Origin of the sequence: Streptococcus mitis, from assembly GCF_002096835.1 — a bacterium.
Taxonomy (GTDB): domain Bacteria; phylum Bacillota; class Bacilli; order Lactobacillales; family Streptococcaceae; genus Streptococcus; species Streptococcus mitis_W.
Map to the genome: position 1 here is coordinate 55,592 of NZ_NCVG01000015.1, position 12,275 is coordinate 67,866.

Genomic DNA, 12,275 nt, shown 5'->3' on the forward strand with positions numbered 1-12,275 from the left:
CGAATGGATATTCAATTTTTAGGAACGGGGGCTGGTCAGCCCTCTAAAGCCCGCAACGTTTCAAGTCTCGCCCTGAAACTTTTGGACGAGATTAACGAAGTCTGGCTCTTTGACTGTGGAGAAGGTACGCAAAATCGCATTCTGGAAACCACAATTCGACCACGTAAGGTCAGCAAAATTTTTATTACCCACCTGCATGGAGACCACATCTTTGGCTTACCAGGTTTCCTTTCTAGCCGTGCCTTTCAAGCCAATGAAGAGCAGACAGATTTAGAAATCTATGGACCGCAAGGGATCAAATCATTTGTCTTAACCAGTCTTCGTGTGTCAGGTTCTCGTCTGCCCTACCGCATTCATTTTCATGAGTTTGACCAAGATTCCCTTGGGAAAATCCTTGAGACCGATAAATTCATTGTGTATGCAGAGGAGTTGGACCACACTATTTTCTGTGTTGGTTATCGTGTCATGCAAAAGGACCTTGAAGGAACGCTGGATGCTGAAAAACTCAAGGCGGCTGGCGTCCCATTTGGTCCACTTTTTGGAAAAATTAAAAACGGTCAGGACGTTGTTCTCGAAGATGGTACTGAAATAAAGGCAGTAGACTATATCTCAGCGCCACGTCCAGGTAAGATTATTACCATTCTTGGTGACACCCGAAAAACGGATGCCAGTGTGCGTCTGGCTGTCAATGCCGATGTTCTAGTTCATGAGTCCACTTATGGCAAGGGCGATGAAAAAATTGCTCGTAACCATGGTCACTCTACTAACATGCAAGCTGCACAAGTAGCGGTAGAAGCAGGTGCTAAACGCCTCTTGCTCAACCATATCAGTGCCCGTTTCCTCTCAAAAGATATCAGCAAGCTCAAAAAAGACGCTGCTAGTGTCTTTGAAAATGTTCATGTGGTCAAAGACTTAGAAGAAGTGGAAATCTAAAAGATTGAGAAAGGATAAGTATGCCTACTATTCTCATTACTGGAGCTAGCGGTGGCCTAGCACAAGAGATGGTCAAACTCTTGCCAAATGACCAACTTATCTTGCTTGGTCGAAATAAGGAAAAATTAGCCCAACTCTACGGAAACCATCCCCATGCAGAATTGATTGAAATCGATATTACCGATGATTCAGCCTTAGAAACTCTGGTAGCAGACCTTCATCTCCGCTATGGCGAGATTGATGTTTTGATAAACAACGCTGGTTACGGGATCTTTGAGGAATTTGACCAGATTTCCGACCAAGATATTCATCAGATGTTCGAGGTCAATACCTTTGCCCTGATGAATCTATCTCGTCGCCTTGCGGCCCGTATGAAGAAAATTCGAAAAGGCCATATCATCAATATTGTTAGCATGGCAGGTTTGATCGCTACTGGCAAGTCTAGTCTCTACTCAGCGACCAAGTTTGCGGCTATTGGTTTTTCAAATGCCCTACGATTAGAACTCATGCCTTATGGTGTCTATGTGACAACGGTTAATCCAGGACCAATCCGAACAGGATTTTTTGACCAAGCGGACCCAGATGGGACTTATCTTAAGTCGGTTGACCGTTTCCTGCTAGAACCAGATACAGTGGCTAAAAAGATTGTCAAGATTATAGGGAAAAACAAACGAGAACTCAATCTCCCGATTTTGTTGAACCTAGCCCATAAGTTTTATACTCTCTTTCCCAAGCTAGCAGATAAGCTGGCAGGGGAAACTTTTAATTATAAGTAAAAAGAACCAATGTGCAGGTTGTTGCTAGCCTACATATTGGTTCTTATCATTTCTCAACTATCAAACTGGACTTCTTCTAGTAGATAGTCGATAAAGCGTTCGCCCATCTTGGATAGGCTGGTTTTTTCATGCTGGATATAGACCAGCTCGATAGGGTCATCAATATCCAGTGGGATAGAAACGATATTGTCTCCGTTGAGGTTGCTGTTCAAAATCCCTGTCGCAATGGTATAACCGTCCAGACCAATCAAGAGATTAAAGAGGGTAGCACGGTCGCTGACTACGATAGATTTTTTGTGGTATTCCTGCGATAGAATCTCTTCAGAGAAGTAGAAGGAGTTATGAGTTCCTTGGTCATAGCTGAGGTAAGGAAAGTTTTCCAAATCAGACAGCTTCACCTTGTCTTTCTTTGCCAGAGGGTTGGTCTTGCTGACAAAGATATGCGGTTGCGCGGTAAAAAGATGGTGAGCCAGAAGGTGGTTGTCATCCAGCATTTTTGTTAAAACATCACGGTTGTAGCTGTTCAAAAATAGGACACCGACCTCACTACGGAAGTTCTTGACGTCGTCGATAATTTCCCAAGTTCGAGTTTCACGAAGGAAAAGCTCGTATTTTTCCATATCACTTTTTTTAAGTAGCGATACAAAGGCGTTGACCACAAAGGCATAGTGTTGAGAAGAAACGCTGAAGAGTTCGCGGTGGGCGACAGGATTTTTATAACGTTCCTCCAGAAGCTGGGTCTGCTCGACAACCTGACGGGCATAAGAGAGAAACTCCATTCCATCACGGGTCAAGGTAATCCCCTTGGGATTGCGGATAAAGATCTCAATGCCCATTTCATTTTCCAAATCTCTTACTGCATTGGAAAGACTAGGTTGAGTGATAAAGAGTTGCTTGGCTGCTTCATTCATGGAGCCAGTTTCGACGATTTTGATAATATAATGTAATTGTTGAATTCTCATGTTTTTATTGTACCACACTTGCGTCAGAATCGCCAAAGAAGATAGGAAAATCAGGAGCATTGTATGAGTCTCTTCTTGAAAAAAAGACAAAATTTTGCTAAAATGAGTCTTATGAAAACATTCTATGATGTGCAGCAATTCCTCAAACGATTTGGTATTATCGTTTACATGGGAAAACGCTTATATGATATTGAACTGATGAAGTTGGAACTCTCTCGGATTTACGATGCAGGGTTGATGGACAAATTAGACTATCTAGAAGCAGAAGCGGTTCTTCGCAGAGAGCACAAGGTAGAATTGGATTATATTGAGAAAAATGGAGAAAAGAACTAATGGTTACTTGGATTTTGTGGGCACTTATACTAGCAATGTTGGCGTGGATGGGCTTTAACTATCTTCGTATTCGCCGTGCGGCTAAAATCGTAGACAATGAGGAGTTTGAAGCCTTGATTCGTACAGGTCAATTGATTGATTTGCGTGATCCAGCAGAATTCCACAGAAAACATATCCTTGGGGCCCGCAATATTCCTTCAAGTCAGTTGAAGACTAGTCTTGCAGCCCTTCGTAAAGATAAACCTGTCCTTCTTTACGAAAACCAACGTGCGCAACGTGTGACAAATGCAGCCCTTTACTTGAAAAAACAAGGTTTTTCTGAGATTTATATCCTTTCTTATGGTTTGGATTCTTGGAAAGGGAAAGTGAAGACTAGCTAACCTTATTTCCAAATTAGTCGAATGATAGATAAAGATAGCATTTTATGGTATCATCATTTATATTAATTTTAAGGAGATTTTATAATATGAATTCACAAGAAAAGAAAAAACCTTCACTTATTTTAGGTATCTTATCTATCGTCCTTGGTTTGCTTTCTCCAATAGTGGGCCTGATTTTGGGGATCATAGGATTGGTTTTGGCTTTTTCATACCAAAAAGAATCTGGACTGGACTATAAAACAGAAAAAATTCTCAACATCGTAGGACTTGTAGTTTCTGTTCTTAACTGGATTCTAACAATCGCAGTAGTTTTTAGATAAGCAAAAAACAAAAAAGCTTTATTTTTAAAGCTTTTTTATTTTATCGACTCATCTCTAAGTAGTTTTTTATGATTTCCATTTCCTCTGGATTCAAGGGACGGTATTGATCTTCTGCTAGTTCTGGGTCTAATGTAAACTCACCGAACTGAACTCGTTTGAGGGAGGTTACCTTGACACCAACTGAGAGGAACATTTTTTTTACCTGATGAAATTTCCCCTCTGAAATGGTAATAGAGGCTTGACTGAAGGAAAGATTTGCTGATAGAATCTCTAGTCTTGCAGGTTTACAGACAGTGCCATCTAAAAAAATAATTCCTTTTTGAAAGGCTTGGATATGGTCAGGTGTCAGGAGGCCATTAACCTCAACTTGGTAGGTCTTATCGACATGATACTGAGGATGGAGGAGTTGGAAGCCCAAGGGACCGTTATCGGTCAAGAGAAGGAGTCCTGTCGTATCTCGGTCCAGTCGGCCGACGGCATAGAGCTTGTCAGACTGGATGTCAGGCGGAAGGAGGTCCATGACGGTTGGAAGTTTCTTGTCTTTGTTGGCTGTAACGACACCAGCAGGCTTATGAAGCATAAGATAGGTGTGCTCATAGCCTTGAATGATTTGGTCCTGAAAAAGGAGTTCCTGTAGTCCTGTATCGATATTTTGGGCTAGGGAGCGGGCTGGGCAACCATCGACTAGAATTTCTCCTTTAAGTAAGGCTTGTTTCATGGCCTTTCGGCTAACTTTTTCTTGGGCTAATAAATTATCTAAACGCATACTGTGCTTATCTTATCATAAATCGCTTGCTTTGAAAAGGCTTGACGTGAAAAGAAAAGCGGAGTGAAAACATTTACACTTGCTTGAGTTATGTTATTTACTTGAAAATATGGTATAATCGTTCAGTTAGAAAATAAATTTTGAATATTATAGAGGAAATCATGACAAAATTAAGAGAAGATATCCGTAACATTGCGATTATCGCCCACGTTGACCACGGTAAAACAACCCTCGTTGACGAATTATTGAAACAATCAGAAACGCTTGATGCACGTACTGAATTGGCTGAGCGTGCTATGGACTCAAATGATATCGAAAAAGAGCGTGGAATTACTATCCTTGCTAAAAATACAGCCGTTGCCTACAACGGAACTCGTATCAACATCATGGATACACCAGGACACGCGGACTTCGGTGGAGAAGTTGAGCGTATCATGAAAATGGTTGACGGTGTTGTCTTGGTCGTAGATGCCTACGAAGGAACAATGCCACAGACTCGTTTCGTATTGAAAAAAGCTTTGGAACAAGATCTTGTCCCAATCGTGGTTGTCAATAAAATCGATAAACCATCAGCTCGTCCAGCTGAAGTAGTGGACGAAGTATTGGAACTTTTCATCGAGCTTGGGGCTGATGACGACCAGCTTGACTTCCCAGTGGTGTATGCTTCAGCGATCAACGGAACTTCTTCATTGTCAGATGATCCAGCTGACCAAGAAGCTACTATGGCACCAATCTTTGACACAATTATCGACCATATCCCAGCTCCAGTAGATAACTCAGATGAGCCTTTGCAGTTCCAAGTGTCACTTTTGGACTACAACGACTTCGTTGGACGTATCGGTATCGGTCGTGTCTTCCGTGGTACTGTTAAGGTTGGGGACCAAGTTACCCTTTCTAAACTTGATGGCACAACTAAAAACTTCCGTGTTACAAAACTCTTTGGTTTCTTTGGTTTGGAACGTCGTGAAATCCAAGAAGCCAAAGCAGGTGATTTGATTGCCGTTTCAGGTATGGAAGATATCTTTGTCGGTGAAACCATTACTCCGACAGATGCAGTAGAAGCTCTTCCAATCCTACACATCGATGAGCCAACTCTTCAAATGACTTTCTTGGTTAACAACTCACCATTTGCTGGTAAAGAAGGTAAATGGGTGACTTCTCGTAAGGTGGAAGAACGTTTGCAGGCAGAATTGCAAACAGACGTTTCCCTTCGTGTTGATCCAACTGATTCACCAGATAAATGGACTGTTTCAGGACGTGGAGAATTGCACTTGTCAATCCTTATCGAGACAATGCGTCGTGAGGGATATGAACTTCAAGTATCTCGTCCAGAAGTTATCGTAAAAGAGATAGATGGTGTTAAATGTGAACCATTTGAACGTGTTCAAATCGACACTCCAGAAGAATACCAAGGGTCTGTTATCCAAAGCCTTTCTGAACGTAAGGGTGAAATGTTGGATATGATTTCAACTGGTAATGGTCAAACTCGCTTGGTCTTCCTTGTTCCAGCGCGTGGTTTGATTGGATACTCAACTGAGTTCTTGTCAATGACTCGTGGTTACGGTATCATGAACCATACCTTTGACCAATACTTGCCATTGATTCCAGGCGAAATTGGTGGTCGTCACCGTGGTGCCCTTGTTTCTATCGATGCTGGTAAGGCTACAACTTACTCAATCATGTCTATCGAAGAACGTGGTACGATCTTTGTCAACCCAGGTACTGAGGTTTATGAAGGAATGATCATCGGTGAAAACTCTCGTGAAAATGACTTGACAGTTAACATCACTAAGGCCAAACAAATGACCAACGTTCGTTCAGCTACTAAGGACCAAACAGCTGTTATCAAGACTCCTCGTATCTTGACACTTGAAGAGTCTCTTGAGTTCTTGAACGACGATGAGTACATGGAAGTAACGCCTGAGTCTATCCGTTTGCGTAAACAAATCCTTAATAAGGCAGAGCGTGAGAAAGCTAACAAGAAGAAAAAATCAGCTGAATAAGAGCTAGAAAGAGATAAAGATGGTTTATTTAATCATAGGACTCCTCTTATTACTACTCTATGTATTTGCAACACCACAAAGCATTAAAGGGACAGTCAATATCGTCCTTGTCGTCTTTGCTTTCGTAGCACTTTTGATTTTGCTGATGCTGTCTGTCCTGCAAATCTTTCAGCTACCGACAGAATTCTTTATCGCAATCGCCATGCTCTTCCTAGCATACTTTAGCTTGCGAGATATTACCCTCATGTCGGTTAATAAAAGTAAAAGAAGATAAAAAGAGAGTTTCGGCTCTCTTTTTGCTTGTTAGAATGCCCAATCTGAGCATTTTCATTTAGAATTATTTCCATAAAAATGGTAAAATAGTAAGAGTAGAAATGGAGTTCGAGACATGAAAGTAATAGATCAATTTAAAAATAAGAAAGTCCTTGTTTTAGGTTTGGCTAAGTCTGGTGAATCTGCAGCTCGTTTGTTGGACAAGCTAGGTGCCATTGTGACGGTAAATGACGGAAAACCTTTCGAGGACAATCCAGCTGCGCAAAGTTTGCTGGAAGAAGGGATCAAGGTTATCACAGGTGGCCATCCTTTGGAACTCTTAGATGAAGAGTTTGCCCTCATGGTGAAAAATCCAGGTATCCCTTACAGCAATCCCATGATTGAAAAGGCTTTGGCAAAGGGAATTCCAGTCTTGACTGAGGTGGAATTGGCCTACTTGATTTCAGAGGCGCCAATTATCGGTATCACAGGTTCAAATGGAAAAACAACTACAACGACCATGATTGGGGAAGTTTTGACTGCTGCCGGGCAACATGGTCTCTTATCAGGAAATATCGGCTATCCTGCCAGTCAAGTTGCCCAAACAGTGTCAGACAAGGATACGCTTGTCATGGAACTTTCTTCTTTCCAACTCATGGGCGTTCAAGAATTCCATCCAGAGATTGCGGTTATTACTAACCTCATGCCAACTCATATCGATTATCATGGTTCCTTTGAGGAATATGTAGCGGCCAAGTGGAATATCCAGAACAAGATGACAGTAGCTGATTTCCTTGTCTTGAACTTTAACCAAGACTTGGCAAAAGAATTGGCTACTAAAACACGTGCCACTGTTGTGCCATTTTCAACACAGGAAAAGGTTGATGGTGCTTATCTGGAAGATGGTAAACTCTACTTCCGAGGGGAAGTGGTCATGGCAGCGAGTGAAATCGGTGTTCCAGGTAGCCACAATGTGGAAAATGCCCTTGCGACTATTGCTGTAGCCAAGCTTCGTGGTGTGGATAACCAAACCATCAAAGAAACTCTTTCAGCCTTTGGTGGTGTCAAACACCGTCTCCAGTTTGTGGATGAAATCAAAGGTGTCAAATTCTATAATGATAGCAAATCAACCAATATCTTGGCTACTCAAAAAGCCTTGTCAGGATTTGACAACAGCAAGGTAGTCTTGATTGCAGGTGGCTTGGACCGTGGCAATGAGTTTGATGAATTGGTTCCAGATATTACTGGACTCAAGAAGATGGTCATTCTCGGTCAATCTGCAGAACGTGTTAAACGAGCAGCAGATAAGGCTGGTGTGGCTTATGTGGATGCGACTGATATTGCAGATGCGACCCGCAAGGCCTACGAGCTTGCGACTAAAGGTGACGTGGTTCTCCTCAGTCCTGCCAATGCCAGCTGGGATATGTATGCTAACTTTGAAGTACGTGGCGACCTCTTTATCGACACAGTAGCGGAGTTAAAGGAATAATATGAAAAAAATTGTCTTTACAGGTGGGGGGACGGTTGGACACGTTACCCTCAACCTTTTGTTAATGCCCAAGTTCATCGAAGATGGCTGGGAAGTCCACTATATTGGGGATAAACGTGGGATCGAACACCAAGAAATCCTCAAGTCTGGTCTAGATGTCACCTTCCATTCCATTGCTACTGGGAAATTACGTCGTTATTTCTCTTGGCAAAATATGCTGGACGTCTTTAAAGTTGGTTGGGGAATTGTCCAATCGCTCTTTATCATGTTGCGACTTCGTCCACAAGCCCTCTTTTCAAAGGGAGGTTTTGTCTCTGTGCCGCCAGTTATCGCTGCGCGTGTGTCTGGAGTGCCTGTCTTTATTCACGAATCGGACCTATCTATGGGATTGGCTAATAAAATCGCCTATAAATTTGCGACGAAGATGTATTCAACCTTTGAGCAGGCTTCCAGTTTGTCTAAGGTTGAGCATGTGGGAGCGGTGACCAAGGTTTCAGACCAAAAAACTCCTGACCCCGATGAATTGGTGGATATTCAAACCCACTTTAATTCAAAATTGCCAACGGTGCTGTTTGTTGGTGGTTCGGCAGGTGCTCGTGTTTTTAACCAGTTGGTGACAGACCATAAGAAAGAACTGACAGAGCGCTACAATATTATCAATCTAACTGGAGATTCTAGCCTGAACGAGTTGAGCCAAAATCTTTTTCGTGTTGACTATGTGACCAATCTCTATCAGCCCTTGATGGAATTGGCTGATATTGTTGTGACACGAGGTGGTGCCAATACGATTTTTGAGCTCTTGGCTATGGCAAAATTACATGTCATTGTGCCGCTTGGTCGTGAAGCAAGTCGTGGTGACCAGATTGAAAATGCAGCCTATTTTGTTAAGAAAGGCTATGCAGAAGAACTTCAAGAAAGTGATTTGACCTTGGATAGTTTAGAAGAGAAGCTGTCTCACTTACTAAGTCACAAGGAAGACTATCAAGCTAAGATGAAGGCTTCAAAGGAATTGAAATCTCTAGCAGATTTTTACCAATTGTTGAAAAAAGATTTATCATAAGGAAAGTAAATGTCAAAAGATAAGAAAAATGAGGGCAAAGAAATCCTCGAAGAATTTAAAGAGTTATCAGAATGGCAGAAACGAAACCAAGAATATCTAAAAAAGAAGGCTGAAGAAGAGGAGGCCCTAGCTGAGGAGAAGGAAAAGGAAAGACAAGCTCGAATGGCTTCAACATCTGAAAAGTCAGATGAAACTGGGGACCAAGAGAGTGAACCTGAACCAAAAGACCCAGAATCAGCTAAGAATGATGCTAAAGAAAAAGTAGAAGAGTCAGAAGACGTCAAAAAAGAAGTATCCAAGGAAGAATCAAAGTCTAAAAAGACAGAGAAAGAGGATAAACGGGATAAAAAGGTAGAGAAAAAGCCTGTAAAGGAAAAAACGGTCAAACCGAAAATTCCAGGAGTTCATATCTGGCGGGCTATCTCGATTTTGTTTCTCAGTCTGATTTTATTGGTTGTCTCTGCCTACTTGCTCAGTCCTTATGCGACCATGAAGGATATTAGTGTTGAGGGAACAGTTCAAACTACAGCTGATGATATTCGACAGGTTTCAGGCATTCAGGATTCGGATTATACGATTAACCTTCTGCTAGAGAAGGCAAAATATGAAGAGCAGATCAAGTCTAACTATTGGGTTGAATCAGCTCAGCTTGTCTATCAATTTCCAACTAAGTTTACTATTAAGGTTAAGGAATATGATATAGTTGCCTACTATGTTTCTGGAGAAAGTCATTATCCAATCCTTTCAAGTGGTCAGCTTGAGACCAGTGCGGTGAGTTTGGTGAGTCTGCCAGAAACTTATATTTCAGTTCTCTTTAATGATAGCGAACAAATCAAAGCCTTTACCTCAGAACTTGCTCAAATTAGTCCAGAACTCAAGGCGGCTATCCAGAAGGTTGAATTAGCTCCAAGTAAGGTCACATCAGATTTAATTCGATTGACTATGAATGATTCAGACGAAGTCTTGGTTCCTCTATCTGAAATGAGTAAGAAACTGCCTTACTATAGTAAGATTAAGACACAATTGTCAGAACCTAGTGTGATTGACATGGAAGCTGGAATTTACAGTTACACTGTGGCGGATAAATTAATTATGGAGGCTGAGGAAAAAGCTAAGCAAGAGGCTAAGGAAGCTGAGAAAAAACAGAAAGAGGAAGAGAAGAAAAGACTGGAAGAACAGCAGAATAAACTGGAAGAGGAGAAGAAAAAGCTGGAGGAAGAGAGCAATCGAAACCAAACTACTCGGCGTTCATCGCGTCGATAGGGTTTACATTTCTCTCATAGTTCTTTAGCGACCATGTTTTTACTTGACAAGTGCTAGTAGAAATAATAGAATAATAGAAAACCTTTAAAGCAGTCCAGAGAGGCAGCTAAGGTTAGACGGTGAAAGGGTGGAGACTACCTATTTTTCGTGGAACCTTGCTGTTGGCAGGTTCCTTTTTTCTTGGCTTCTGTTGCCCAGACTCTCTCACTAGTAAAGGTAAAAGGAGAAACCTATGCGAGAACATCGTCCAGTCATTGCTCTTGATTTTCCTAGTTTTGAGGCGGTCAAGGAATTTTTAGCTCTTTTTCCAGTAGAAGAAAGCCTTTATCTAAAGGTAGGGATGGAGCTTTATTACGCAACGGGGCCTGAGATTATTTCCTATTTAAAAAACTTGGGACATAGCGTCTTTCTTGATCTTAAACTTCATGACATTCCCAATACAGTCAAGTCAGCCATGAAGATCTTGTCTCAGCTTGGTGTAGACATGACCAATGTTCATGCGGCTGGTGGTGTAGAGATGATGAAGGCTGCGCGTGAAGGTCTTGGAAGTCAAGCCAAATTGATCGCTGTCACTCAGCTCACATCAACATCAGAAGCTCAGATGCAGGAGTTTCAAAATATCCAAACCAGCCTGCAAGAGTCTGTGATTCATTATGCTAAGAAGACAGCTGAAGCGGGATTAGATGGTGTTGTTTGCTCGGCTCAGGAAGTGCAAGTCATCAAGCAGGCTACCAATCCAGATTTTATCTGTCTGACACCGGGCATTCGTCCTGCAGGTGCTGCAGTAGGAGATCAAAAACGCGTCATGACGCCAGCGGATGCTTATCAAATCGGTAGTGACTATATCGTAGTGGGACGTCCCATTACCCAAGCTGAGGATCCTGTTGCAGCTTATCATGCCATCAAGGATGAATGGACACAGGACTAGAATTAAAGAAATAGATTAGAAAAACAAAAGGAGAAGACCATGACACTTGCTAAAGATATCGCTAGCCACCTCTTGAAAATTCAAGCCGTTTACCTCAAACCAGAGGAGCCTTTCACTTGGGCATCTGGTATCAAGTCACCCATTTACACTGATAATCGTGTGACACTAGCCTATCCAGAAACTCGTACCCTAATTGAAAATGGTTTTGTAGATGCTATCAAAGAAGCCTTTCCAGAGGTAGAAGTGATTGCAGGAACTGCAACAGCAGGGATTCCACACGGAGCTATTATTGCTGATAAGATGGACTTGCCTTTTGCCTACATCCGTAGCAAACCAAAAGACCACGGAGCAGGCAACCAAATCGAAGGCCGTGTAGCTCAAGGTCAAAAAATGGTAGTGGTTGAAGACCTGATTTCAACAGGTGGTTCTGTTCTTGAGGCCGTAGCAGCAGCTAAACGCGAAGGTGCAGATGTACTTGGTGTTGTAGCGATTTTCAGTTACCAATTGCCAAAAGCAGATAAGAACTTCTCAGATGCAGGTGTCAAACTTGTGACGCTTTCTAACTACAGTGAACTCATTCACCTAGCCCAAGAAGAAGGCTATATCACACCAGAAGGACTCGACCTTCTAAAACGCTTTAAAGAAGACCAAGAAAATTGGCAAAATTCTTAAAACATAGAAAATCAGGTAGTCGCTAGGATTACCTGATTTTGTTTTATGTGACTATTAGTCCGTCTCGCTCCGTTAGGTGCGAGACAAAACAACCACCCGCTATGCGGGTGCGCGTCGAAGGTTATACCAAAAAAACTC

14 protein-coding genes are annotated in these 12,275 nt (G+C 42.1%); 12 read left to right on the forward strand and 2 right to left on the reverse strand.

The features are described 5' to 3' along the window. Positions 1-3 precede the first annotated feature (3 nt). Together rnz and B7699_RS00805 are read left to right on the forward strand one after the other, a co-directional pair. Positions 4-933 (forward strand): ribonuclease Z, encoded by a 930-nt coding sequence (gene rnz / locus B7699_RS00800; protein WP_084926861.1) that lies wholly within the window; start codon positions 4-6, stop codon positions 931-933. A 20-nt stretch (positions 934-953) separates the two neighbouring features. Next, a complete protein-coding gene (locus B7699_RS00805) occupies positions 954-1,709 on the forward strand; it encodes an SDR family NAD(P)-dependent oxidoreductase (protein ID WP_084926862.1) in 756 nt (251 codons plus the stop codon). A gap of 53 nt (positions 1,710-1,762) precedes the next feature. On the opposite strand, the gene B7699_RS00810 is transcribed toward B7699_RS00805, so the two are convergent. Beyond that, entirely contained in the window at positions 1,763-2,671 is a 909-nt protein-coding gene (locus tag B7699_RS00810) for a LysR family transcriptional regulator (protein WP_084926873.1), read from the reverse strand. A gap of 63 nt (positions 2,672-2,734) precedes the next feature. Between B7699_RS00810 and B7699_RS00815 the strand changes: the two genes are divergently transcribed. From B7699_RS00815 to B7699_RS00825, 3 genes are all read left to right on the forward strand, one after another. Continuing rightward, positions 2,735-3,004 (forward strand): YqgQ family protein, encoded by a 270-nt coding sequence (locus B7699_RS00815; protein ID WP_084926863.1) that lies wholly within the window; start codon positions 2,735-2,737, stop codon positions 3,002-3,004. Continuing rightward, on the forward strand, positions 3,004-3,384 hold the full coding sequence (locus B7699_RS00820; protein WP_000259256.1) for a rhodanese-like domain-containing protein: 381 nt from the start codon (positions 3,004-3,006) through the stop codon (positions 3,382-3,384). Before B7699_RS00815 ends, B7699_RS00820 begins: the two co-directional genes overlap by 1 nt. A gap of 86 nt (positions 3,385-3,470) precedes the next feature. Then, a complete protein-coding gene (locus B7699_RS00825) occupies positions 3,471-3,704 on the forward strand; it encodes a hypothetical protein (protein WP_084926864.1) in 234 nt (77 codons plus the stop codon). 40 nt (positions 3,705-3,744) lie between these two features. Here the strand turns inward: B7699_RS00825 and B7699_RS00830 are convergent, their stop codons facing one another. Next, the gene (locus B7699_RS00830) at positions 3,745-4,470 is read right to left on the reverse strand and encodes a 16S rRNA pseudouridine(516) synthase (protein ID WP_084926865.1); all 726 of its coding nucleotides are present in this window, start codon (positions 4,468-4,470) and stop codon (positions 3,745-3,747) included. Between the two features lie 161 nt (positions 4,471-4,631). Between B7699_RS00830 and typA the strand changes: the two genes are divergently transcribed. The 7 genes from typA (at position 4,632) to pyrE (ending at position 12,137) form a co-directional block, all read left to right on the forward strand. Further along, complete coding sequence (gene typA / locus B7699_RS00835) at positions 4,632-6,473, forward strand: translational GTPase TypA (protein WP_000164111.1); 1,842 nt, start codon at positions 4,632-4,634, stop codon at positions 6,471-6,473. Between the two features lie 19 nt (positions 6,474-6,492). Next, positions 6,493-6,747, forward strand: a complete 255-nt coding sequence (locus B7699_RS00840) for a DUF3165 family protein (protein WP_020901944.1) — start codon at positions 6,493-6,495, stop codon at positions 6,745-6,747. Positions 6,748-6,861: 114 nt separating this feature from the next. Further along, on the forward strand, positions 6,862-8,214 hold the full coding sequence (gene murD, locus B7699_RS00845) for a UDP-N-acetylmuramoyl-L-alanine--D-glutamate ligase (protein WP_084926866.1): 1,353 nt from the start codon (positions 6,862-6,864) through the stop codon (positions 8,212-8,214). A 1-nt stretch (position 8,215) separates the two neighbouring features. Then, the gene (locus tag B7699_RS00850; protein WP_084926867.1) at positions 8,216-9,274 is read left to right on the forward strand and encodes a UDP-N-acetylglucosamine--N-acetylmuramyl-(pentapeptide) pyrophosphoryl-undecaprenol N-acetylglucosamine transferase; all 1,059 of its coding nucleotides are present in this window, start codon (positions 8,216-8,218) and stop codon (positions 9,272-9,274) included. A gap of 9 nt (positions 9,275-9,283) precedes the next feature. Beyond that, complete coding sequence (locus B7699_RS00855; RefSeq protein ID WP_084926868.1) at positions 9,284-10,537, forward strand: cell division protein FtsQ/DivIB; 1,254 nt, start codon at positions 9,284-9,286, stop codon at positions 10,535-10,537. Positions 10,538-10,769: 232 nt separating this feature from the next. Then, on the forward strand, positions 10,770-11,465 hold the full coding sequence (gene pyrF, locus B7699_RS00860) for an orotidine-5'-phosphate decarboxylase (RefSeq protein WP_049501926.1): 696 nt from the start codon (positions 10,770-10,772) through the stop codon (positions 11,463-11,465). Positions 11,466-11,504: 39 nt separating this feature from the next. After that, positions 11,505-12,137 (forward strand): orotate phosphoribosyltransferase, encoded by a 633-nt coding sequence (gene pyrE / locus B7699_RS00865; RefSeq protein ID WP_000170895.1) that lies wholly within the window; start codon positions 11,505-11,507, stop codon positions 12,135-12,137. Positions 12,138-12,275: the final 138 nt, after the last annotated feature.

What these genes read in the sequence shown, in the direction of transcription:
- B7699_RS00805 (WP_084926862.1), top strand. Translation starts at nt 954, where the DNA reads ATGCCTACTATTCTCATTACTGGAGCTAGCGGTGGCCTAGCACAAGAG.
- B7699_RS00815 (WP_084926863.1), top strand. Translation starts at nt 2,735, where the DNA reads ATGAGTCTCTTCTTGAAAAAAAGACAAAATTTTGCTAAAATGAGTCTT.
- B7699_RS00820 (WP_000259256.1), top strand. Translation starts at nt 3,004, where the DNA reads ATGGTTACTTGGATTTTGTGGGCACTTATACTAGCAATGTTGGCGTGG.
- B7699_RS00830 (WP_084926865.1), bottom strand. Translation starts at nt 4,470, where the DNA reads ATGCGTTTAGATAATTTATTAGCCCAAGAAAAAGTTAGCCGAAAGGCC.
- pyrE (WP_000170895.1), top strand. Translation starts at nt 11,505, where the DNA reads ATGACACTTGCTAAAGATATCGCTAGCCACCTCTTGAAAATTCAAGCC.
- B7699_RS00810 (WP_084926873.1), bottom strand. Translation starts at nt 2,671, where the DNA reads ATGAGAATTCAACAATTACATTATATTATCAAAATCGTCGAAACTGGC.
- B7699_RS00855 (WP_084926868.1), top strand. Translation starts at nt 9,284, where the DNA reads ATGTCAAAAGATAAGAAAAATGAGGGCAAAGAAATCCTCGAAGAATTT.
- murD (WP_084926866.1), top strand. Translation starts at nt 6,862, where the DNA reads ATGAAAGTAATAGATCAATTTAAAAATAAGAAAGTCCTTGTTTTAGGT.
- B7699_RS00825 (WP_084926864.1), top strand. Translation starts at nt 3,471, where the DNA reads ATGAATTCACAAGAAAAGAAAAAACCTTCACTTATTTTAGGTATCTTA.
- rnz (WP_084926861.1), top strand. Translation starts at nt 4, where the DNA reads ATGGATATTCAATTTTTAGGAACGGGGGCTGGTCAGCCCTCTAAAGCC.
- B7699_RS00850 (WP_084926867.1), top strand. Translation starts at nt 8,216, where the DNA reads ATGAAAAAAATTGTCTTTACAGGTGGGGGGACGGTTGGACACGTTACC.
- typA (WP_000164111.1), top strand. Translation starts at nt 4,632, where the DNA reads ATGACAAAATTAAGAGAAGATATCCGTAACATTGCGATTATCGCCCAC.
- B7699_RS00840 (WP_020901944.1), top strand. Translation starts at nt 6,493, where the DNA reads ATGGTTTATTTAATCATAGGACTCCTCTTATTACTACTCTATGTATTT.
- pyrF (WP_049501926.1), top strand. Translation starts at nt 10,770, where the DNA reads ATGCGAGAACATCGTCCAGTCATTGCTCTTGATTTTCCTAGTTTTGAG.